Annotated in this window: 20 protein-coding genes; 15 read left to right on the top strand and 5 right to left on the bottom strand. The window is 38.7% G+C overall.

Annotated elements, in window-relative coordinates:
• Nucleotides 1-2: 2 nt before the first annotated feature.
• The 8 genes from HDC90_RS00860 (at nucleotide 3) to HDC90_RS00895 (ending at nucleotide 5,572) form a co-directional block, all read left to right on the top strand.
• On the top strand, nucleotides 3-530 hold the full coding sequence (locus HDC90_RS00860; protein ID WP_184462892.1) for a hypothetical protein: 528 nt from the start codon (nucleotides 3-5) through the stop codon (nucleotides 528-530).
• A gap of 36 nt (nucleotides 531-566) precedes the next feature.
• Nucleotides 567-947 (top strand): hypothetical protein, encoded by a 381-nt coding sequence (locus HDC90_RS00865; protein WP_184462894.1) that lies wholly within the window; start codon nucleotides 567-569, stop codon nucleotides 945-947.
• Nucleotides 948-990: 43 nt separating this feature from the next.
• The gene (locus HDC90_RS00870; protein ID WP_184462898.1) at nucleotides 991-1,557 is read left to right on the top strand and encodes a hypothetical protein; all 567 of its coding nucleotides are present in this window, start codon (nucleotides 991-993) and stop codon (nucleotides 1,555-1,557) included.
• A gap of 53 nt (nucleotides 1,558-1,610) precedes the next feature.
• Nucleotides 1,611-2,078 (top strand): hypothetical protein, encoded by a 468-nt coding sequence (locus HDC90_RS00875; protein ID WP_184462900.1) that lies wholly within the window; start codon nucleotides 1,611-1,613, stop codon nucleotides 2,076-2,078.
• A 113-nt stretch (nucleotides 2,079-2,191) separates the two neighbouring features.
• On the top strand, nucleotides 2,192-3,124 hold the full coding sequence (locus HDC90_RS00880) for a hypothetical protein (RefSeq protein WP_184462902.1): 933 nt from the start codon (nucleotides 2,192-2,194) through the stop codon (nucleotides 3,122-3,124).
• 4 nt (nucleotides 3,125-3,128) lie between these two features.
• Complete coding sequence (locus tag HDC90_RS00885) at nucleotides 3,129-3,620, top strand: hypothetical protein (RefSeq protein WP_184462904.1); 492 nt, start codon at nucleotides 3,129-3,131, stop codon at nucleotides 3,618-3,620.
• Between the two features lie 69 nt (nucleotides 3,621-3,689).
• Nucleotides 3,690-4,685, top strand: coding sequence for a hypothetical protein (locus tag HDC90_RS00890; protein ID WP_184462906.1), 996 nt, complete (start codon nucleotides 3,690-3,692; stop codon nucleotides 4,683-4,685).
• On the top strand, nucleotides 4,685-5,572 hold the full coding sequence (locus HDC90_RS00895; RefSeq protein ID WP_184462908.1) for a hypothetical protein: 888 nt from the start codon (nucleotides 4,685-4,687) through the stop codon (nucleotides 5,570-5,572). The genes HDC90_RS00890 and HDC90_RS00895 overlap by 1 nt, the downstream gene beginning before the upstream one ends.
• A gap of 103 nt (nucleotides 5,573-5,675) precedes the next feature.
• On the opposite strand, the gene HDC90_RS00900 is transcribed toward HDC90_RS00895, so the two are convergent.
• Nucleotides 5,676-7,181, bottom strand: coding sequence for a S41 family peptidase (locus HDC90_RS00900; RefSeq protein ID WP_184462910.1), 1,506 nt, complete (start codon nucleotides 7,179-7,181; stop codon nucleotides 5,676-5,678).
• Nucleotides 7,182-7,286: 105 nt separating this feature from the next.
• On the bottom strand, nucleotides 7,287-7,970 hold the full coding sequence (locus HDC90_RS00905; protein ID WP_184462912.1) for an arylesterase: 684 nt from the start codon (nucleotides 7,968-7,970) through the stop codon (nucleotides 7,287-7,289).
• A gap of 104 nt (nucleotides 7,971-8,074) precedes the next feature.
• Between HDC90_RS00905 and HDC90_RS00910 the strand changes: the two genes are divergently transcribed.
• From HDC90_RS00910 to HDC90_RS00925, 5 genes are all read left to right on the top strand, one after another.
• A complete protein-coding gene (locus HDC90_RS00910; RefSeq protein WP_184462914.1) occupies nucleotides 8,075-8,767 on the top strand; it encodes an ABC transporter ATP-binding protein in 693 nt (230 codons plus the stop codon).
• A complete protein-coding gene (locus tag HDC90_RS00915; RefSeq protein WP_255497430.1) occupies nucleotides 8,757-10,823 on the top strand; it encodes an ABC transporter permease in 2,067 nt (688 codons plus the stop codon). Before HDC90_RS00910 ends, HDC90_RS00915 begins: the two co-directional genes overlap by 11 nt.
• On the top strand, nucleotides 10,777-11,292 hold the full coding sequence (locus tag HDC90_RS25430; protein ID WP_255497431.1) for an FtsX-like permease family protein: 516 nt from the start codon (nucleotides 10,777-10,779) through the stop codon (nucleotides 11,290-11,292). Before HDC90_RS00915 ends, HDC90_RS25430 begins: the two co-directional genes overlap by 47 nt.
• Before the next feature lie 118 nt (nucleotides 11,293-11,410).
• The gene (locus HDC90_RS00920) at nucleotides 11,411-11,593 is read left to right on the top strand and encodes a hypothetical protein (protein ID WP_184462916.1); all 183 of its coding nucleotides are present in this window, start codon (nucleotides 11,411-11,413) and stop codon (nucleotides 11,591-11,593) included.
• Nucleotides 11,594-11,641: 48 nt separating this feature from the next.
• Nucleotides 11,642-12,931: a gluconate:H+ symporter gene (locus HDC90_RS00925; RefSeq protein WP_184462918.1), complete on the top strand. Its 1,290-nt coding sequence runs from the start codon at nucleotides 11,642-11,644 to the stop codon at nucleotides 12,929-12,931.
• A 538-nt stretch (nucleotides 12,932-13,469) separates the two neighbouring features.
• Here the strand turns inward: HDC90_RS00925 and HDC90_RS00930 are convergent.
• Genes HDC90_RS00930 through HDC90_RS00940 form a run of 3 tightly spaced genes read right to left on the bottom strand, consistent with a single transcriptional unit; the run spans nucleotide 13,470 to nucleotide 18,270 of the window.
• Nucleotides 13,470-15,917, bottom strand: a complete 2,448-nt coding sequence (locus tag HDC90_RS00930; protein WP_184462921.1) for an outer membrane beta-barrel family protein — start codon at nucleotides 15,915-15,917, stop codon at nucleotides 13,470-13,472.
• A 31-nt stretch (nucleotides 15,918-15,948) separates the two neighbouring features.
• On the bottom strand, nucleotides 15,949-17,850 hold the full coding sequence (locus HDC90_RS00935) for a M56 family metallopeptidase (RefSeq protein ID WP_184462923.1): 1,902 nt from the start codon (nucleotides 17,848-17,850) through the stop codon (nucleotides 15,949-15,951).
• A gap of 30 nt (nucleotides 17,851-17,880) precedes the next feature.
• On the bottom strand, nucleotides 17,881-18,270 hold the full coding sequence (locus HDC90_RS00940) for a BlaI/MecI/CopY family transcriptional regulator (RefSeq protein WP_184462925.1): 390 nt from the start codon (nucleotides 18,268-18,270) through the stop codon (nucleotides 17,881-17,883).
• Between the two features lie 341 nt (nucleotides 18,271-18,611).
• Here HDC90_RS00940 and HDC90_RS00945 point away from each other — a divergent pair, with 341 nt between their 5' ends.
• A complete protein-coding gene (locus HDC90_RS00945; RefSeq protein WP_184462927.1) occupies nucleotides 18,612-19,280 on the top strand; it encodes a hypothetical protein in 669 nt (222 codons plus the stop codon).
• Nucleotides 19,281-19,732: 452 nt separating this feature from the next.
• Nucleotides 19,733-20,797, top strand: a complete 1,065-nt coding sequence (locus tag HDC90_RS00950) for a response regulator (protein ID WP_184462929.1) — start codon at nucleotides 19,733-19,735, stop codon at nucleotides 20,795-20,797.
• The last annotated feature ends 323 nt before the right edge of the window (nucleotides 20,798-21,120 follow it).

Below are 21,120 nucleotides of genomic sequence, written 5' to 3' on the forward strand. Positions count from 1 at the left end.
TTATGCGCCTCAACATCAAAAATGTCATGCTAATGGTGATGGTTTTTACCATCACCGCATGCAACTTTACGGTAAATACCCCAGAAGAATATTTCGACCAGGCTGCCCTAAACACGAATGATATATCGCGCTTTGGCACATACTATTTTCAAGGTTATCAAAAATACCTCAAAATTGTATCGGGTCCGGGCAAAGTTACCAGCTGCGAAGAATACCTGAAAAATTCAATCGACAGGGCTGAAAAGAATTTGGAAAAAGTAAAAAAACTGGAGCCAAATCCGTCTGCGAAACCCATGCTTGATGCATCTATAACGTTGCACAACTATGTTTTAACCAGCTATAAAGCCGAGCATCTTAAAATAGCCAAAATGATAGATCAACATGAGCCCGAGCAAGAGATTAATAAGGCCTTAACAGAACTGGATGCCAGCCAGTATGATGCATTTATAGAGAAGTACAATACACTCTGGAAACTTGCAGAAACATATGCCAAGGAGAATAAAATTGAAGTAAAAAAAATGCCTTTTTAGCAAACCGATCATTAAGTTCTAATTAATAAAAAACTGATGTGGAGCGATAGGTACAATTATTACAGCATTAAAAGCGACCTGCAACACAAAAAGAAGGCAGCAACTCAAAGCGTAATAGATGTGCTGTTACAGACAAGAAATTTTGTGCAGAAAGATCATCAAACCTTAAGCAATGCCGATCATTTCCCATGGGCCTGCATTACATTGGCGGAAGCAAAAGAAGGAAGTTTTTCTTCATCAAAAAAGCAAACAGACTTTATTAATCTGATTGATATTGTTTGTAGCAAAGGAAAAAATATAGATCAGCAGGCATATATAATAGCTTTTTTAGAAATAGCTGAAAAATTAAATTGGAATTTATACCTGGAAGCCGACGATGAAGGCAATGAAAATATAATAATTGAACGTATTCTTTAACGCAATCATCCGGTAATTCTTTCATTTATTTAAGTAACCTGCAATGATAAACATAAGCGATTTTAAACAAAATTTAGATTTAAACGAAGTCCCTCCCGAACTCCAAAAACTGATTTATTTCCAAAACAATATTTCTTCTTTTGAAGGTTACAGTCAAGGTTTTGGTGTTTTCATCGATGATAAATCAGGGTTACGCAGCTGGAGTGAAGATGAAAATTTCTTAAAGCAACTGAGTCCCTTTGCCCAGGCAAACGGTACGGGTTCGTTTTATGCCATTTGGAATGATGGTACCAATAAAACTTTAAACCAGATGCCCATTGTGGTTTTTGGAGATGAGGGTGGCGTTCATATTGTTGCAGAAAATATTTTGCAATTACTACATCTACTTACCTACGACACGGAAATCTGGGTGGATGTTGATGAAGCGTATTTCTTTAAAGATAAAAACAGCTACGAAGAAAGTGACGGTTTAGCAGCATATTTAAAATGGATGAAGGGCGATTATAACCTCAGCCAGGTTGAAGAACCAAACATCCTGATTAAAACCGCCCAGGAGAAATACAAAGAGAATTTCGATAAATGGTTTAGACAGTACTTTAATGAAGCCTAAAGAACCATGAACATTACGATATATTAAACTCATTTTCAAGAAATTAAAATAAAATGGAAACATTTAAATATTTCGAACAGGAAGGCAACACCTATAAATTGAAGGTGCAAAAAGGGCTATTTTACACCATTACTTTGGGCTGTATTGCTGCCATCATTGCCATATTGATATATAGCACCAGTAAGGCAACATTTTTATACGTTGCTTTCTTTGCTTTTGTAGGGGTATTGGCCATATTGCGTACAACAGGCGTTATTGCTTTTAATAACCAAAGCCGTGAGATACAGCGTAAACGTTTTTTCTTCAGTGCCCCTGTAAACTATAATTTTGACGATTTTGACCATTTTCTCATATCAAAGCAAAAAAGTTATTTTATTACAGTGAGTATCCAGGCCATTATGGTGATGAGAAAGGGTAATAAAACCAGACATATTTTACTGGCACAAACTTTATTTACGGCAAAACCCCTTCAAAAACTTAGTGAAGAAATAAGTACGATAATGGGCTTGCCACAAACTTAAAAATATGCAGCTATGGCATTATTTATACATGCCAACCGGAGCCATTTTAATACCTATACGAGATGTCGATATTCTGGAGACTATTTAGCCTGTTTTATGCGATCCCTTTTCCCATGATTATATATTATGGCATAAAGGGCGATAACCCGCCAAATCTGGCAGCGGCAAATCCATTTATTGCACTAGCCTTATTAACTGTGTCTATTATCATGTGGGTTATTTTGTTAGCAAGCTATTACAAAAACTGGATATTAAACACCTTTGTCATAAAGCGAAACATCGAACTACTTAAAAACAGTGGTGTAAAGCGTAATGCCAAAATTCTGGCAAGTGTAGACAAATCTATTCCAAATGCAGGATACAATACCTACGAGTTAAATTTATCTTTTAAAAATCTTATTGGTGCTTACATCGAACAAAAGCTCACCGTGAATGATACCAAACCCTACGAACGTAAGTTTAAGGAAGGTAATCATGTTGAGGTAATAATTAATCAAAATCCCAAAGATTATCCGTTTGTTATACTCTCCACTTTCGAAGTGAGTATTAAAAAAGGCACTTTTTTATTGCTTCATCTCGCCTGGCTAATTGTTGTAGCGCTGGTTGTTGGCTATTTTTATTTTGCATACCAAACAGAAAATGAGGGAATGGGCTGGCGTTTTGTTACCTTCTACCATCCCTTTATTATCTGCGCCTTAATGTTATTGTTAGGGAACGCGAATGTTATAGAAAGGATTTTTGGTTATTTGGCCAATCAAAATCCTCAAAATGATTTTTTAATCAAATACAACGGATTGCCAGCCATCGCAAAACTGATCAATACATGGCAAACGGGTACATACATAAACGAACAACCGATGGTAGCGTTCGAACTCGAATTTACTGATCACAACAATCTTCAACATCGCGTTACCCTAAAAAAAATTGTAGATCTGTTAGATTTAGATCGTACCCGACAAAATGAAGTGGCTATTTTTTACCTGGAAAAAGAACCTATGAAGATTGCCTTTGTAAGTGACTTAAACGAACTTAATATTGATTCATAAAAATATGGCAGCATATCATTTAAAAATAGAAAACGGCAGACTTAGCTTTCAGCCCGAGCGCGATTACAAAGGCAAGATTTTATTTTTTGCCCTCCTTGCAGCGGGAATATTTGTAGTTACGCCCATGCTCAATCTCTACCATAATACATACTGGGGCGTAATGGCCATAGGTTTGGTATCGGCACTTACGGCGGTTTACGATTTTATCTTCCATTTTAATGTTACCTATATTTTCGATCAATACACAAGGCAGGTATACAAAAAAATCCCGGGGTTATTTACCCGTAAAATTATGGCTTTCGAAGATGTACATATCCTTCATGTACAAGAAGATGGCCTGTTGCATTACGCTTTATCGCACAAACAAAATAAATATGGTAAAAGCTTCGCCATTAGCCAGCCATTTGGTACCAACCGCAAAAGCCAGGCAAGACAGGAGCAATTTGAAACAGAAGTGTTAACAGAAATTGAAAAAATAACGCATCGCAGCTTATGATAAACTAAGAAATCTCAAACATTACAATTAAAGGAAAGATAAAAAGATTCACCTACCTAACCTAAAAACATGAGAGGATTTTCGATATTCTGGATCATTTACATGCTGTTTTTCGCTATTCCGTTCCCCATGTTGATCTATTACAACACCAAAGACGATAGCGTGCCTAACCTGATGGGCGAAAATCCCTGGTATTCGCTTGCAATACTTGCTGTATCTATACTATTATGGACCGTATTATTAATCGGTTATTACCAGAAATGGGTTATCCGAACCTTTTCGATTAAACGTAACATAGAAAAACTTAAAACCACAGGCGAACCACGGGAAGCTAAAATATTAGAATCGGCAAAAATATCTCAAACAGGTGCAGCTTACGATACCTACGAACTTACCTTACAGTTTAAAAATCTGGCGGGCAGTCCGGTTATGCAAAAAACGATGGTAAATGATGCAAAACCTTATGAACGCCGTTACGAAGTGGGCAAAACTGTCGGTATTCTGTTAGATAAAGCCGTAAACAAAGCCCCTTATTTTATTTTTGCTACTACAGAAGTAAGCATTAAAAAGACGATCATATTTCTTACCAACCTGGCCTGGCTAGCCTTTGCCTCCATTGTTGTTGGGTATTATATTTATTCTTATCATTTAGAAAGCAGGGACGCGGGCTGGCGTTTTATGGGGATTAGCCATCCGTTATTAACCTGTGCTTTTATGCTGCTTATTTACCGTGCTTTCGACACTTTTATACTTAATATATTTAAAAAGGTTACCGATAAACCTAATCAATTGTTCCTGATTAAATTTAAAGGTACGCATACTACAGCCAGGTTGATAAAAGTTAACCAAACCGGAACTTATATCAACGAGCGGCCGATGATCAGTTTTGACCTTGAATTTGCAGATCAGTTTTACCAAAAGCATCGGGCAAACATCAAAAAGATGGTAGACCTGCTCGATCTGGATAGTATTAGACAAGAATATTTTTCTATTTTTTACCTCAAAGAAGATCCGCAAAAAATTGCCTTTGAAAAAGACCTAAACGAACTTAAAGGAGAATTCTGATGAAGAACTTAAACAATATTTTCTGTCTGGTGATGATGTGCTTCTTCCTTTGCCCTGGTTGTAAACAGATCACCAAAAGTGTAGATGAAACCTTTCATCCAAACGATTCTTTAGTTAGAAAATATAATAAAGAAAACCGTATCGGACCAGATGGCGAATATACCGGAACCACTAAAACATCTACTACAACAACCTTACAGCAACAGCAGGAAAAAACTGTAGTTATAAACGGCGACACGATTAGCACGCCTGAATTGCAACAAAAGGCAAAAGAGATGTTTCATGACATCGAATTATTAAAGCAGAAGCAGGGTCCGGTAAATAGTAAAGAAATCCAAAAAAGGGTAAACCAATTTTTAAAAGATATGAAGCTTCCGCAAACCGGGGTAAAAAATATTGATGCAGAAAAACCAGCAATAAAAGCCAGAAAAGGAATACTAAGTACTGAAGAGCTGGAAAGCGCAGAAGAAAAACTAAGAAAACTGCCACAGTACCACAACAAAGAAATTGTAGTTTATGAGTCTGTCCATTTTTATGAAGATGGCTCCATTAACCTGTCATTACAGCATCCCGAAAACCCTAAATATGTAGATGCCTACCAGTACAAAAATGGTTCCTGGTCTGGACCAAAGCCAGTACTGGCCCGAAACATCGAACGCAGAACATTTCCCTTAAGTAAAATGAATTTTGCAGCTGCACAAAAAGTGATACAAATCTATAACGAAAAGGTAGCTGAGATTGAGGGTGCAAAGCCCATCACCACGGCCTACATTTCTATTTGGGATAACGGTATGCGCTGGTTTCCTGGGACCATCAATGGTACCCGTGAGCGTTTCGATATCCAGTTTAACAATGATGGAACGCTAAAGAACTTCAGGCAAGAATGATATCTAAGGTCGTCACCCTGAATTTATTTCAGGGTCTCCATTAATAAATGACGCTGAAACAAGTTCAGTAAGACGTTGAGTCTGATTTCTAAATCAATTCGTATCATCTAACCAAACTCATTGCCTTTCTTAAATCTACATCGTTATTGTGTACCACATCTTCTGGAGTGTAATCCACTTTAAAATCGGGCATAATGCCTCGTCCTCTAACAGGGTCTTTAGCTACCGAAACTACGCGCATCCATGGAAAATCGACTACTATTTTAGTATTGGGCAAGGTTAAATGCTGAAGCGTTACCCCATTGCAGCCTTCTTCCGCTCCTGCGGTTTCTCTTCCGATAAATTTTATACCTTTCCGTTGAGCCTTTAAAGCAGCAGTAAGCAGCGCTCCGGATGAAAAAGTAGCACCATCGATTAAAACAAGGAGCTTCCCATTAAAATGATCTTTTTTTACCAATTGAAAAGGGCCATAAATCTGGCCGAACGCCGGTGTGGCTTCAATGCAATACCAATTGCCGGCTTTGCTGCCCGTTTTATACCCTTGAATAAACCCCTGCGTTATGGTACTGTCAAAATATTTTGCAAAACGGTTGTTGGCAAGGTCGGGAACTCTTGATTTCACTTCTTTCACCACATTAAAAGGCCCATCGGCAAGGTAAGACAGCAACTGTGTAGCCACCCTAATATCGCCACCTGTATTATGCCTTAAATCCAGTATCAGGTTTTTAATTCCTTTTTGTTTGATTGCAGCGAAAGCCTTTTTATAGACAAGGGTATCGGCATAGGCAAATGGAGTTGCCGAAAACCATGCTGTAGATGATGAATTGAAAAATCTCAATCTAGCATCAGAAATACCTTTAACAACGGTCCAGTTGGCAAAATTATCAACGGGCTTTAACGTTGGATCTGTTGCTACTGCCCCACTCTCTGCAGGTTTTACATTTATGTTTTTTATAACTCCATTAGCGGTGCGTAGTTTAATCTGATAGGGACCTTTCCAATGGTAACATTTATTGCAGGCATCTTCAAAACCATCATATTCACCAAGAAATAGTTCCTTAAATGTCTCGCCATAACCATCTCCACAATACAGGCCATAACCACGATCAATTATTGCTGAAACGGGTATACCATTTATATCCATAATTTCATCACCCGTAGTAAGCTCCATAGTTTGATGTGCGGTTATCCAGGCATGATGATTTCTAACCAGCACCTTAAAAGGAAGATGTGATGCCCTATCATTGATAGAAGGTTTATATCCTTCAGCATGTTTTAACTGTGTATGCCCACACCTCAACTCACACATAAAAGGATAAATCCGATCAATAAACTGGCTTTCGGTAAGCGGCGATTTAATTGAGGCATAAGTACTATCGTAAGCTTTTTTCAGATCGACAGGAGAAGTATAAAATCCATAACCCGGGTGCAGTTCCTTAATCGCCGACCATAGCAAGGAAAAATCGTCGCGCATGCTTTTTACGCTAAGCATATTTTTGCTAAGGGTATCAGTAATTGCACTATTTTTTTTATTTGCGGTATTAACTCCACAACCAAAGGAAAGGGCAATTAAAAAAGGAACAAAGATTTTTACAACAGGCGCTTTCATTGCAGGGCGATTATTTACCTGCAATATACTGGATTTATGTAGAACTAAAATCTCAATCATCTTCTGGCAGAGATTATTAATCAACATTTGTGATCTCTCAAGTGATTATAGCAAATCTTTTAACACCACCCAAACATTTTCGGCTAATATCCTATCCCCTTCGGCAGTTGGGTGTATACCATCGGCTTGGTTCAACTTAGGGACCCCACCAACCTTATCCAATAAAAAAGGGATCAGGGCCATTTGGTTTTTCTTTGCTAGATCAGGAAACATATTTTTAAAATCGGCAGCATATTTGGCGCCCATATTTGGCGGAACCTGCATACCGGCAAGTACCATTTTTACATCTGGATATTTAGCTTTTACACGATCAATAATGGCTTGAAGGTTTTTAACCGTTTGCGATACAGGTAACCCACGCAATCCATCATTTGCACCTAGCTCGAGTACAAAAATATCTACGCGTTGCTTAAGCAGCCAATCAATCCGCCCTTTTCCACCAGCAGAAGTTTCCCCACTTAAACCGCCATTAATTACTTTGTAAGGCATTTGTAAAGAATCGATCCGATTTTGGATCAATGCCGGGTAAGCTTCCGTCGGATCGAGCCCGTAACCTGCGGTTAAACTGGTACCAAAAAAGAGGATGTTCTTTTGTTCAACAGCCACAGCAACCTTTTTTTGGTCAGTTGAATCTAAAGTTTTATCTGTATTGCTTTTACTTTGTTGGTTTCCGCAGCTTAATAATACAAGGCTCAAAACAAATAGCCCCATCAATCGTTTTCGTAACATATCTAATTAATCTATATCTAATTATTGTTTAAACCATTATCTTAACAGGCGGCGCCTGGTTATGTTTGGCCACAACCTATACGCAAACCTTAAAAATTCAGCTATTGGAAAGCATATTGAACATCCGAAATGTAAGCAAAATTTACCAAAGTGCCGGACGGGAACTCACCGTTTTGGATAACATTAATTTTTCGATAGCAGCGGGCTCAACTGTGGCCATTACTGGCCCTTCGGGAAGTGGAAAAACCACTTTGCTTGGTTTATGTGCCGGATTGGACAGCGCCAGCAGCGGAACAGTTGAACTGAATGGCATTGCCTTAGAGAAGCTAAATGAAGATGAAAGGGCAGCGATCAGAAATCAATATGTTGGGTTCATTTTTCAGAACTTCCAGCTGTTGCCTACTTTAACCGCACTCGAAAATGTAATGGTACCTTTAGAATTGAGGGGAGCAAAAAACATCAGCGCGCACGCCTTAGAACTACTGGATAAAGTTGGCCTTGCCGATCGTTCGCATCACTATCCCGTACAATTATCGGGCGGTGAACAACAACGCGTTTCGTTAGCAAGGGCATTTTCGAACCAACCTGCTATTCTCTTTGCCGATGAACCTACCGGAAACCTTGATGCTGAAACCAGCGAAAAAGTAATCAAATTGCTTTTTGATTTAAATAAAGATGCAGGAACCACATTGATCATCGTAACACACGATCTTGAATTGGCAGCCAGAACGGCAAGGAGCATTAAAATTAAAGGCGGCGTAATCATTTCAGACGAAAACCCTACTTATGCCCAATAGCCTTCCAAAACAATCTGTTAAGTTTTCCTGGCTGTTTAAAATGGCCTGGCGTGATAGCAGGAAAAACCGAGCGCGTTTATTGCTCTTTATTTCGGCTATTGTTTTGGGTATTGCGGCCCTTGTTGCCGTTTATTCGTTTAAAGATAACCTGCAAAGGGATATTGATGCACAGGCAAAAGAGCTTACAGGAGCCGATCTGGTTCTAGACAGCCGGAAAGGTGTAAGCAAAGCCATGCAAAAAATGCTAGATACACTTGGCGATGAACGATCGCAGGAGAAAACCTTTGCTTCGATGATCTATTTCCAGAAAGGTGGGGGCAGCCGTTTGGTGCAGATGAAAGCCCTTGAAGGAAATTACCCCTATTATGGTACAATAGAAACCATTCCGCTAGCGGCAGCAAAATATTTTCAATCAGGAAGAAACGCATTGGTAGATCAAACCCTGATGCTACAATTTAACGCAAAAGTTGGCGATTCGGTAAAAATAGGCGATCTCATTTTTAATATCATGGGTACTTTAACCAAAGCACCAGGGCAAACCGGTATTGGTGCAAGTATCGCCCCTACAGTTTATATTCCATTACAAACGCTCGATAAAACCAATCTGATTAAAACCGGAAGCCGAATCAACAATAAATTTTATTTCAAGTACAACGATCCGTCCAAAATAGATGAATGGGTAAAAAAACAGAACAGCAGATTAGAAAAAGAAGGCTTCGATGCCGATACAGTTGAATCGAGAAAAGAACAGACAGGAAGATCGTTCAAAGATGTAAATCGTTTTCTGGCTTTATCTGGGTTTATTGCTTTGCTATTAGGCTGTATTGGTGTTGGTAGCGCTATCCATGTGTACATCCAGGAGAAATTAAGTGCTATTGCCACATTGAGGTGTTTAGGATTAAAATCTCGTCATGCCTTTTTAATCTACCTCATCCAGGTCTTTTTTATTGGCTTAATTGCGGCTGTTTTAGGGGCAGCTTTAGGCACAGGCATACAATTTTTGCTTCCCCTGGTGTTAAAAGATTTTCTGCCGATTGAGATTACCATGCAGGTTTCGTGGCTGGCAGTTGGTCAGGGTATTTTATTGGGACTGATTATTTCGGTCCTTTTTGCCCTTCCCTCACTCCTATCCGTTAGAAGGATTTCACCTTTAAATGCCATCCGGATATCTTTCGAAAAAGCAGGTGGAAAAAGAGATCCGCTAACCTGGCTGGTGTATCTACTTATGGCGGTCTTTATTACAGCTTTTACGCACTTGCAGATGAAAACATGGATACAAACACTCGCTTTTACCGCCAGTATTGCCATCGCTTTTACGCTGTTGATTATACTGTCTAAACTTTTGATGTTTCTGGTGAGAAAACTCTTGCCTAATTCATCCCCTTATTTATGGCGACAGGGATTTGCAAACCTCTACCGTCCGAATAACCAAACCTTGATGCTTACCGTTTCTATAGGCTTATCAACGGCATTTATCTGCACCTTATTTTTTGTTCAGGGGATATTAATGAGTCGTGTTACACTTTCATCTGGCAGCAACCAACCCAATATGGTGATGTTCGATATCCAGAATACGCAAAAAGAAGGATTGGATAGTTTAACTAAAGCTTTCAAATTGCCATTAATGAATCAGGTGCCTGTAGTTACTATGCGCATTGAAGAAATTAACGGTAAGAAAGCCAGTGCAGATACCAGTAACATGAGGGCTTATCGCAATGAAATCAGGGCTACCTATCAGGACACTTTAACCGTTGCAGAGAAAATTACATCAGGTAAATGGATAGGAAAAATAAAACCCAACGAAACGGTTTATGTTTCACTGGATCAGCGTTATGCCCAACAGATTCATGTCGAACTAAATGATAAAATCCTTTTTAATGTCCAGGGGATGATGATCCCAACGGTTGTTGGAAGCTTAAGGGAAGTAAACTGGAGCAGGATGCAAACCAATTTCAGAGTTGTTTTTCCAGCTGGGGGTATTAGAAGAAGCGCCGCAGTTTCATGTATTGATGACCAAGGTGCCATCGGGCGAAGTTTCAGCCCGTTTCCAGGGTGAGGTGGTACAAAAATTCCCAAATGTATCTGTCATCGATTTAGATCTGGTATTAAAACTCTTGGATGAGTTGTTAAGCAAAATCGGTTTTGTGATTCAGTTTATGGCCGGCTTTAGTATGGTTACCGGTTGGATTGTTTTAATATCTTCAGTGTTAACTAGTAAAAACCAGCGGATAAAAGAAAGTATTTTATTGCGAACCATGGGTGCAAGCAGAAAACAGATTTTAGCGATAAATGCGATTGAATATTTCTTTTTAGGGGCTTTTGCAGCCGGTGCCGGATTAATTTTAGCCATCAGCGGAAGCTGGGCATTGGCTAAATTCACTTTCGATGCGGCCTTTATGCCTCCACTTGTACCAACCTTATTGTTGTTTGGTTCGATTGTATTACTTGTGGTAATTACAGGTGTGTTAAGTACGAGAAGTATTTTGAACCAACCACCGTTGAAGATTTTAAGGACTGAAGGTTAAGTGAGTTCAGTTGATAGTTTTAAGTGCTCAATTGCCAATTTGCATATAACTGAAAACTATTAATTGCCAACTGAAAACTGTTTATACAGCTTTTGGTAAATTATAATACTTTTACATCATGATCAGATTAAACAGCGATACGCCAAGCGATATTCTTCAGGATGTAAAAATTGGCGATATGGTAACCGATACCTTCAGCAAAACGGGCATTGTAGAAAGCATAGAAGTTAATGACGATGGCTTATATCGGATTTACGAATTTAACCTCGTTACCGGTAGAACCATTACCGTTAAAAAATAGTTAATTAAAAACCTATATTTAATCACATTACCTAATATTCCTAGCTAAATGTCATTACTTATCCTGCTTTTCGGTATCCTGTTGCTTTTTGTACTGATCTTGAAAAAGATTAACCCCATGATTGCCCTCATTGCTGTGGCGATTATTACAGGGCTTTTATTAGGGATGCCCGCTACCAAAGTGATGACTTCCATTAGCAACGGGATAGGCAGCACATTGGGCAGTATGGTAATGGTTTTGGCGCTCGGCGCGATGATGGGTAAACTGATTGAAGATAGTGGATCTGCAAAAAAGATCGTTTTCATTTTAATTGGCGCTTTTGGTAAAAAGAACATCCAATGGGCTGTGCTGTTAACAGGGTTATTGGTGGGAATTCCTTTATTCTACAATGCTGGTTTCGTGGTCTTAATCCCTTTGGTTTTTGCCATTTCAGCTACAACAGGGCTATCAAAATTATATATTGGTATCCCAATGGCCACAGCCCTTTCGGTAACACACGGTTTTTTACCACCTCATCCTGGTCCGGTTGCACTGGCTGGTATTTTCCATGCCGATATTGGTAAAACATTAATTTATGGATTAACATTAAGCATACCTATTGCGATTATTGCAGGAATCTATTTTCCGCGATTAATCCTCAAACGAGATCAATCGGTAACGGTTCACAACTTCAGCATTAGTGAAGAAGAAAACCTTCCCTCTGCTTCAAGGAGTTTTATTACTGCATTGTTGCCCGTATTCTTAATCATCGCCGGAACCGTTGGGAGCAGTTTCAAGATAGATTATGTTGGTAAACCGCTGTTTATATTTTTAGCCGATCCTACCGCAGCCCTTTTAATTTCGGTTATTACTGCGCTGGCACTTCAAAAAACTTCTATTACAAAAGCTATGGAATCGTGTGCCGAAGGGGTTAAAAGCATCGCCATGATTATCCTTATAATTGCAGCTGGTGGTGCCTTTAAACAGATTTTGATTGATAGTGGTATGGGCGAAACGGTGAAACAACTTACTGGTGGTCTAAATTTATCGCCATTATTACTCGCATGGTTAATTACGGCATCACTTAGAGTAACACTGGGATCGGCAACGGTGGCCGCACTAACCGCTTCCGGGATGGTACTCCCTTTAATTGGGGCCGGAGCACCCGCAGAGCTAATGGTATTATCAGTCGGCGCCGGAAGTTTAATGTTTTCACACGTAAACGATACAGGTTTCTGGATGTTTAAAGAATACTTTAACCTAAGCCTGAAAGAAACTTTTAGCACCTGGACCATGATGGAAAGTTTGGTTTCTGTTTTGGGGCTTGTTGGAGTGCTGGTATTAAATCAGTTTGTATAGCGATTCCGTCATTTCGAGCGGAGTGAAACGAAGCCGAGAAATCTACCTATTGTACTTAAATTAAGCTCAAAGATCCCTCCATTACGCTTTGCTCCAGTCAGGATGATGACCTATCATTTGTATTGTTTTTTGGAAAGCAATTATAGCAGCTTTTAAGCTAAAACAGTCCCGCTCCCGCTTCTGCCAATTGGAAGGAATTGGCATCCCGCTCCGATCAGGTTTGGCAGGCCTAAATAGTACTACTATCCAGGGTAAAATAAACCCGACCGACAGCGTTATCCTGATTCCTTCTATCAGGATTAAGCAAAGGACGGGACTAGCGGAACCAAAGTACCACAGGTACTGCTTTCAAAAAAATAGTCAACGCTATAGATCCCTCCATTTCGCTGCGCTTTCAGTCGGGATGACGATAAACTGAGCAAGAATTGTTGCGAGAAGGCTTTTTCAGCCGACTAAGCAATCTTAAGCGGCCGCTTAGTAGCGATAAGTATAGATTGCTTCGGCGTTCCTTCTCACAATGACGAAAATATATAAAATCTTAATTCTTCACCCTGCTCTTTTCTGCATCGGCACCAGAAGATTCGTGTTTTGCTGGCGAAGAAAATGCCTTTCCAAAACGATAGCTATAGCTCAAAACAAAGTTTCTCGAATCTTGCTTATTTGTCCAGCTGGCTTCTGTAGCTGCAAGGTTATTAATTACGCCATTAAATATCCGGTTTCTGAAAATATCATTTGCCGTTAATTTCAAAGTGCTTTTTGCCGAGAGTTTTTTCTGTACAGCTGCGCCAAACTCATGCACCGAACCCAGTAAAAACTGAACATTAGAAAGTTTACTCTGATAGCTCATGTTAATTTCTGCATTCCATGTCGGACTGATTTTAAACTGCACATTGGGGTTTGTTCTAAAATAACTGCCATTGGTAACCAAAAAACCAGTATAAAAATCTGTCTTTGAAACTATTTTACCAAACTCCATATAGGCATTTAATTTTGCCCATTTGGTAAGATCGATCTCTGCATTTACCGAAACATTGGCTACCCTTGTTTTACCCACATTTGCAGGTCTACTGTAATAGGTGCCGTTTAAAATTTCGATGGTTTCGTTCACTTCGTCCCTCACCCAACTATAACTAAACGTGGTGGTAATCTTATTTTTAAAAATATGCGATAGTTCTATACTTTGTGTAAAAGAAGGCTTTAAAAAAGGATTACCAACATAATAGGTAAACTTATCCAACGGAGAAAAGAACGGATTAAGGTCCTGATAATATGGCCTATCAATCCTTCTTCCGTAATTAAGTCCCAGTTGGTTATTCCCAGCGGTATCCAGCTTATAAGAGAAATAAAGCGTTGGAAACAAACTGTTATAGGTTCTTTTAAAACTCGAATCGGGTTTAATCAGATTCCCCAATTGATGCCCGTTAGAGACAGTGTTTTCATACCTCAGGCCGGCCTGGAGCGAAAACCGCTTTCCTTCCCTGCTCATGTTTAGGTAAACCGCATTGATATTCTCCTTATATAAAAAGTGATTACTCTTTTCATAATCGGCATTGGTTTTTCCGTTTGCGGTATTAAAGTAATCGGCAATGTTATCGGTTTTGGTATAAGCCGTTTTAACACCTGCATCCAGCTTCCACTTATTTTCCAGTGGATGTGAATAGTCCGCTTTAGCGGTGTAGATATCTATATTCGAAGGCAAATTACCTGTTAAAATATCCTGATATTTTAATGTTCCGCTCGGCAGGTAACTGAAGTTGTAATAAGTTTGATCGGTTTTGTTCCGGTAAAGCAGATAATCTGCATCAAAGGTTAATTCCCGTCCAGCCTGCTTAAATTTGTGCCTGTAATTTAAATTTGCACCGGCATTCTGGTATTTGATCTGATCTATATTTTCAGCCCTAATAACCGAGTCTAACTGCATCGATGCATTAGATAGGTTACTGGTATTATTGTTTACCTGTTTCGAAATCCGGTTCATTCCGGTAAGCACCACGCCCCAGGTTGTACGGTCTGATGCATAATAATCGAGCCCTGTTTTCAAATTAAAGGTGTTGCCATGCCTGCGAAAATAAGAATTCTGATTAAAGTAGGATTTGGTACTACCATCAGCATTTTTATATTTCCTGTTCAGATCAAGGTCGGTAAAACTATTATTGAGGTTGTAGCTCAGGTTACCAAAAACGTTAATCTTATCCTTACGGTAATTAAAATTAAAACTGTTGTTCGAGCGACTTAATTCACCTTGGTTTAAACTCACATTAATCCCACCATTAAATCCTGCAGTTTTGGTTTTCTTGGTTTTGATGTTAATAACTCCTCCATTTCCTGCAGCATCATATTTGGCGGGCGGATTAGTCATCAGTTCAATCTGATCAAGCGAAGAGGAAGGCAGCGAGCGCAGGTAGTTCTCCAGATCGGCACCCGACAAATAAGTTGGTTTATCATCAATAAAAATGGCCACCCCGTTTTTGCCTTTCAGTGAAATTGCCCCGTTCTGATCTACATTTACGCCTGGCGATTTGCTTAGCACATCCAGTGCAGTTGTGCCTGCATTCGAAATCAAAGCATCAACATTAACAATAGTACGGTCTATTTTCCGCTCCACAAAAGCTTTCTGCCCCGAAATATTCACTTCCTTTAAATTGGTTGCTCCAGCTTTGATCTTGATATCTGGCAATGCGATAACGGCATGAGTGGCAGTCAGCACCAAAGTATCGGTTTGGTATATTGGCGATCCAACTACCGATATTTTAATCAAATATTTTCCATAACCGAGCCTATCAAAACTGAACATTCCATCATTTTCAGTAAAGGTTGTTTTAACCAATGCCAAATCTTTAAGGAGTGCAACTGTTGCAAATTCTATATTTTTTCCTTCGGCATCCAATACACGGCCATAAATTCTGGATTGAGGAGTTTGAGCTTGAGCAAAAGTAAGGGCCATATTCATCCATAGGACTAAAAAAGCCATGATCTTAAATTTCATGAGGTGTTGATTGGATTAGCGTTTTTAGAATTTAGTTTTTGTTGTTTTCAATCAGGAAGTTATACATCAGCGAATGCTTATCGTTTTTCAAAAACCGTTGTTTGTACTTTTTCTGAACATCTGCATTCTGTTTTATACCATTTACAATCAGCTCATCTTTATTGAGTTTGTACGACAATTTATTGGTGCTCGTAATAATGCCGTCTTTCATCAATTCCTGATTGATTTCATTGGTATAATCATGCCCATCTCCATTGGTTACGGTTTTCGAAGTAACGGTACGCTGTACACCTGTTCTGGTGCTTGTTCTTTGGTTATAAGCCGGGGGTGCTGGGGGCGTAGGTGGAACTGGTGGATTAGTTGGAGTTGACGGGGTTGGAGGTAATGGTGGCACTGGCGGTACAGCGTATGCCGTGCGGGGTACCCTTGGCGCTCTAGGTGGGCGGGGCGGACGTGGTGCTCTTGGTGTACGGTTACCCCTGCCTTCTTTATCATCCTGTGCCCACTTTGCATCTTCTTTTGCCCATTTAGCATCTTCTTTGGCCCACTTTGCATCTTCTTTAGCCAGTTTCTCGTCTGCTAGCCTAAGTTTTTCGTCTTCAATCCGGGCTTTGGCATCTTCTTTCCGCGTTCTCTCATCTGCTGCTGCCCTTCCAGCATCATCCTTTCTAGCTTGCTCATCAGCAATTCTCGCTTTTACATCTTCTGCTGTTTCATTGTGCTTAATTTTCTTATTTTCTGCTAGTTGTTTCAATTGACGATCCATTTTCGAATTGATCTCTTTTTCCAATTGATCGCCAGACTTCCCTTCAGCAGGTTTAGTTTTTTTCGCTGTATCCTGTAAAACTTGTATTGAAGTGGATATTTCTTTTCTGGTAACCGTTTTTGCATTGCCTACACTCTTGAACGCAGCGCTGCAAACCACTACAGATACCAGAGCGATAGTTAATATTGTCTTTTCCATTTTGTTTAAAGTTGAATTGGTGTTGAATAACATCCTGCTTGCCCTATGCAACAGGCTACCTTTCTTACCCGTTATTGCCATGGCATAAGCAGGTGCACGCTGCTTAAACTCCTGGCAGAATAGGAGGGCTTGAACATAGTTTTTGCGATCGCTTACACAGGCAATGGCCAAATCATCGCAGCAATGTTCGCGTTCTGTTTTTATTAATTGTGATACCCAAAGTACCGCTGGGTTAAAGAAGAAAACGATTTCGATAAAACTTTGTAATATGTTCACCAGGTAATCTTTACGCTTAATGTGGGCCAGTTCGTGAGAAAGAATCGCCTCAACCTCAGCATTTGACAGGCCGCTAAGCAAACCCAATGGAACCAGAATTAAGGGTTTAAAATGCCCCACGACCATTGGTGCCTGCGCAATACCCGACTGCATGATTTTAACCGGTTGACTTAAACCTAATTTTTCGGCCAGCATGGCTAACTTTTCATCCCATTTTTTACCTGCAGCATAAGTTTTATGTTTGCGTAAATGATATACACCATTTAAACCTACCATTAACTGAATGCTTTTTCCGCATATAATTAAAAACCAGATCAGTACAATCTGATAAGCATATGCATTCCATAAAGAAAGAATTTTGTTCAATCCCGAATACATATCATGCTGTACGTTTGTAATTACGGGCTGATTTGCAGCTCCACCAGGAAGATTAATCACCACCTGGCCAGCTGTAGAACCTATAGGACTTTGCAGCTCTTTGTAAAAGATGAAGAATATTGCCACAACAAACAACGCTAAACATATAGTAAGCAGGTTATATCGCATTGCCGCACTTGCTTTTCGGGTAGTAAACATAACCAAACCAGCAAGCAAGGCTAATATTACCCCAAGCCATAGCGAGTGGAATAAAGTAGCACCGAGGGCATGAAGCCAATTTTCGGGTAAAAGGTTAATTAACTTAAATTCCATCATTGTGGTTCTTTAGAATCTTGTTATTATTAATTATTCCATGCTATCCAATAGCCGCTTTATCTCTTCTATTTCCTGTTTAGAGGTTTTCTCGTTACCCAAAAGCTGCATCATTAACTGCGAAGCAGATCCTTTATATAGTGTATTTACAAAACGATCTAACAACTGGACTTTGGTTTTCTCTTCAGCTTCAACAGGAATATAAATGTGTTTCATTTGGCTTTCATCACGTTTTAATATTCCTTTCTCGGCTAAGATCTGCATCTGCTTTAAAGTTGAGGTATAATTCACCTCGCGTTGCTCGTTCAATTTATCGTTTACAAACCGAACTGTAGATGGACCAAACTCCCATAACACCTGAAGAATTTCTAATTCAGCTTTAGTAGGTTCAGGCAGATTATTTTCAGTTTGATTATTTTTCATATTCTAAAGGTACGATATTTTTCGTACGATACAAATATTATGTTGACTATTTTTCAATAAAATAAGTAAATAACTGATTTTTAGTCAATTAAAAAAAATTAATATTAAAACTCCGACAGATAGATATTGCATCTTTAGAATCAGACAATTTTATTAATCCAACCAGATCTAAAAAGTATAAAACAATACTCGAATGGAGTATACTTTGACAACAATCATTAATCGCGTTAATTTTTATCAATGGAAATAAGGTAATGCTTAAGCAAATTTGGGAATCAAAATCTATCCTATGTTGTATACTTTCGTTTTATGGTTACATTTTATCGCTTACAAAAATTAAGATGGCAGATAAAATAAATACCATCTATATCAAATATTTGATATTGACAGTAATTTACCTCGTGTTACTGGCCTTCTTTGGTGAATATTATTTTTTTATCAGGTTTAATATCGAAATCTTAAACTTCGATGACTTTGCCGACCTCTTATTATCGCAAAGAGGACTTTCGCATTGGGAAAAATGCATTTTTTTAATCTTTCTACCATTTATTATTACCGCAGGTTTTATCATTCACTACTGGATCTACGATATAACCAACCAGTTATTTACCAGAAATTTTGCCTTTCTGATCGGCGTATTGCCATTTACGTTTTTACCATTCCTCATCAGCTTTCAGGATATAAAACTCTCATTGGTGTTATTCGGCATTACCCTTTTACTTTCACTGTTGTTATGGATTATTCTTTTTCATGTTAGGATGTTTCAGTTCAGCTACCTGTCATTTCATTTATTCACCACCTGCTGCCTGATCACAACCTTTGTTGTACTTGCCAGGATTGATCTGGAAGCGCAGAATTGTTTAAGCAACAAAAAAAATACAAACATCCTTAAAAACTTAAATGAACCATCGGTAGATAATAGTATTATCTTTATTGGCAATACAACATCTTTTGATTTTTATTACTCACCTACCCAACAAAGGAGTATTATCCTCCCTAAAACAAATTAAAAAGCGGCTATTTAGATTAATTTTCAGCATTAAACAGACTTTTTAATTAGTTGTTTTTGTAATCTTGATTACAATCAAAAATATATTTGATAATTATCAACCTGTTTATCCTTCATAATAACGATTTTTATTGGATATTTGTCTATTAATCCCTATAAAAACCTTTAATAAATGCCTTTTTCAAAAATGCTTGTTAAAAAACTGTATCATTTTTTTAACAAAGCCTGCAGTATTATCTTCACTTCCGTCAAGATAATCTTTCTACCCAGCGACTGAAGTTTTTTTTGCTAACCCCTATTATTTCAATTGTCTATCTTCCTCTCTCGAAGACCTTAATTTAGTCTATCGAAAAGCTTTAAATAACGTAACAACTAGGTCCGTAAACCAGGTTTAACACCCGTTTTACCAATCTAAAGGAAACTACTGCCTTCAGGATTAAACATAAAATTTAAATGGAGGGATCTAAAATCTTGATTATACTTGAGGATTTCGATCTAAGGATAAAAATCGCCGAAATACTAACAATCGGGAAATACAATGTAAAATCAACAAATAGCGGTAAAGAAGCAATCGACATTATCAGAAAAAGTCCGGTAGATATAATTATTTCGGGGGTAAATGTAGCTGAAATGGACGGAATTGGGGTATTGCGTGTTGTAAATAAATTTATAGAAACTGCAGGCATCAGTTTTATTATGGTATTGAACAATCAGGATTATGACCTTGCCCGCAGAGTGATGGAATTAGGCGCAGATGGCTACCTCATGGCACCTTTTGATGATGGCGAGCTGCTTAACCATGTTGAGGTAAAACTCAGAAAAAAAAGGCTTCAACATGAATTATTTTTAAAACAGCATACTCAATTAAAGAATATTAACAAAAGCGGAGATGAGTTATCCTGGTTAAGATCAAGATTTGAAGGTTGTTTGCCCAGATCTTTTAAAAAAAACCAGGTTCTTTATTACAAGGGTGAGAGACGATCACTCGGGTTACATTACATTTTATCAGGAAAGGTAAAAACCTACGTAGCTGATTCAGCCGGCAACATACTTATTACTGGCATCTATGGCCCACATGAATATTTCGGATTTCAGGGTGCATTATTAGGTACTGAAAACAAGGAAATTGCAGAAGCCATTGATGGTGTTGAAATACTGACCATTCCTTATACCGATCTCCAGAATTTAATTATAGACTCCCCAGACATGTTCCGTATTTTGGCTAAAGCTCTCGCCCACGGCTTAAACAACCGTGATGAAAAGCTGCTGAATATTGCCTATTACTCTGTAAGAAAGCGGGTAGCTAAAGCAATTATCGAACTGGCTAAACTAAACCATGTGCCGGCAGAGAATAATAGATTTATACTTCCCAGATACGATTTGGCATGCTTGATAGGTATTGCAACCGAAACACTGAGTAGGGTGCTTGGGGATTTCACAAGAGAGGGTTTAATTGAAAAAGACGGCAATAACATTATTATAATCGATATGAACGCTTTGAAAACGATGAAAAATTAGCACGTACTTATCTGGAATATTCACTTGGAAAATTATCCTTCTGCTCACATCGCTACCTAGTTATAGCCATGAGTAAGATCAAGATAAGTCTTGATCAAAATCAGATGAAAATTAATTTTTAATACAGAATTTAGTTGTAGCCGATCTTAATAGAGATTGGCACAATATCAAAAACGATCATCGCACAAAAATCATAAATCTATTTAATGACGTGTAGAGATGTTCCAAAGCTGATGTTCGGGTAGGTGAATAGTTTTCGACTGGTCATATCCCTATAACACCTTCAGTTCCGTTAATACCTATGAAGAAGAAAGAGCCGATGA

Origin of the sequence: Pedobacter sp. AK013 (assembly GCF_014205835.1) — a bacterium.
Classification (GTDB): domain Bacteria; phylum Bacteroidota; class Bacteroidia; order Sphingobacteriales; family Sphingobacteriaceae; genus Pedobacter.

Excerpts from the sequence above, each read along its gene's own strand:
- HDC90_RS00860 (WP_184462892.1), top strand. The coding sequence starts at position 3 with ATGCGCCTCAACATCAAAAATGTCATGCTAATGGTGATGGTTTTTACC.
- HDC90_RS00865 (WP_184462894.1), top strand. The coding sequence starts at position 567 with ATGTGGAGCGATAGGTACAATTATTACAGCATTAAAAGCGACCTGCAA.
- HDC90_RS00870 (WP_184462898.1), top strand. The coding sequence starts at position 991 with ATGATAAACATAAGCGATTTTAAACAAAATTTAGATTTAAACGAAGTC.
- HDC90_RS00875 (WP_184462900.1), top strand. The coding sequence starts at position 1,611 with ATGGAAACATTTAAATATTTCGAACAGGAAGGCAACACCTATAAATTG.
- HDC90_RS00880 (WP_184462902.1), top strand. The coding sequence starts at position 2,192 with ATGATTATATATTATGGCATAAAGGGCGATAACCCGCCAAATCTGGCA.
- HDC90_RS00885 (WP_184462904.1), top strand. The coding sequence starts at position 3,129 with ATGGCAGCATATCATTTAAAAATAGAAAACGGCAGACTTAGCTTTCAG.
- HDC90_RS00890 (WP_184462906.1), top strand. The coding sequence starts at position 3,690 with ATGAGAGGATTTTCGATATTCTGGATCATTTACATGCTGTTTTTCGCT.
- HDC90_RS00895 (WP_184462908.1), top strand. The coding sequence starts at position 4,685 with ATGAAGAACTTAAACAATATTTTCTGTCTGGTGATGATGTGCTTCTTC.
- HDC90_RS00900 (WP_184462910.1), bottom strand. The coding sequence starts at position 7,181 with ATGAAAGCGCCTGTTGTAAAAATCTTTGTTCCTTTTTTAATTGCCCTT.
- HDC90_RS00905 (WP_184462912.1), bottom strand. The coding sequence starts at position 7,970 with ATGTTACGAAAACGATTGATGGGGCTATTTGTTTTGAGCCTTGTATTA.
- HDC90_RS00915 (WP_255497430.1), top strand. The coding sequence starts at position 8,757 with ATGCCCAATAGCCTTCCAAAACAATCTGTTAAGTTTTCCTGGCTGTTT.
- HDC90_RS25430 (WP_255497431.1), top strand. The coding sequence starts at position 10,777 with ATGACCAAGGTGCCATCGGGCGAAGTTTCAGCCCGTTTCCAGGGTGAG.
- HDC90_RS00920 (WP_184462916.1), top strand. The coding sequence starts at position 11,411 with ATGATCAGATTAAACAGCGATACGCCAAGCGATATTCTTCAGGATGTA.
- HDC90_RS00925 (WP_184462918.1), top strand. The coding sequence starts at position 11,642 with ATGTCATTACTTATCCTGCTTTTCGGTATCCTGTTGCTTTTTGTACTG.
- HDC90_RS00930 (WP_184462921.1), bottom strand. The coding sequence starts at position 15,917 with ATGAAATTTAAGATCATGGCTTTTTTAGTCCTATGGATGAATATGGCC.
- HDC90_RS00935 (WP_184462923.1), bottom strand. The coding sequence starts at position 17,850 with ATGATGGAATTTAAGTTAATTAACCTTTTACCCGAAAATTGGCTTCAT.
- HDC90_RS00940 (WP_184462925.1), bottom strand. The coding sequence starts at position 18,270 with ATGAAAAATAATCAAACTGAAAATAATCTGCCTGAACCTACTAAAGCT.
- HDC90_RS00945 (WP_184462927.1), top strand. The coding sequence starts at position 18,612 with ATGGCAGATAAAATAAATACCATCTATATCAAATATTTGATATTGACA.
- HDC90_RS00950 (WP_184462929.1), top strand. The coding sequence starts at position 19,733 with ATGGAGGGATCTAAAATCTTGATTATACTTGAGGATTTCGATCTAAGG.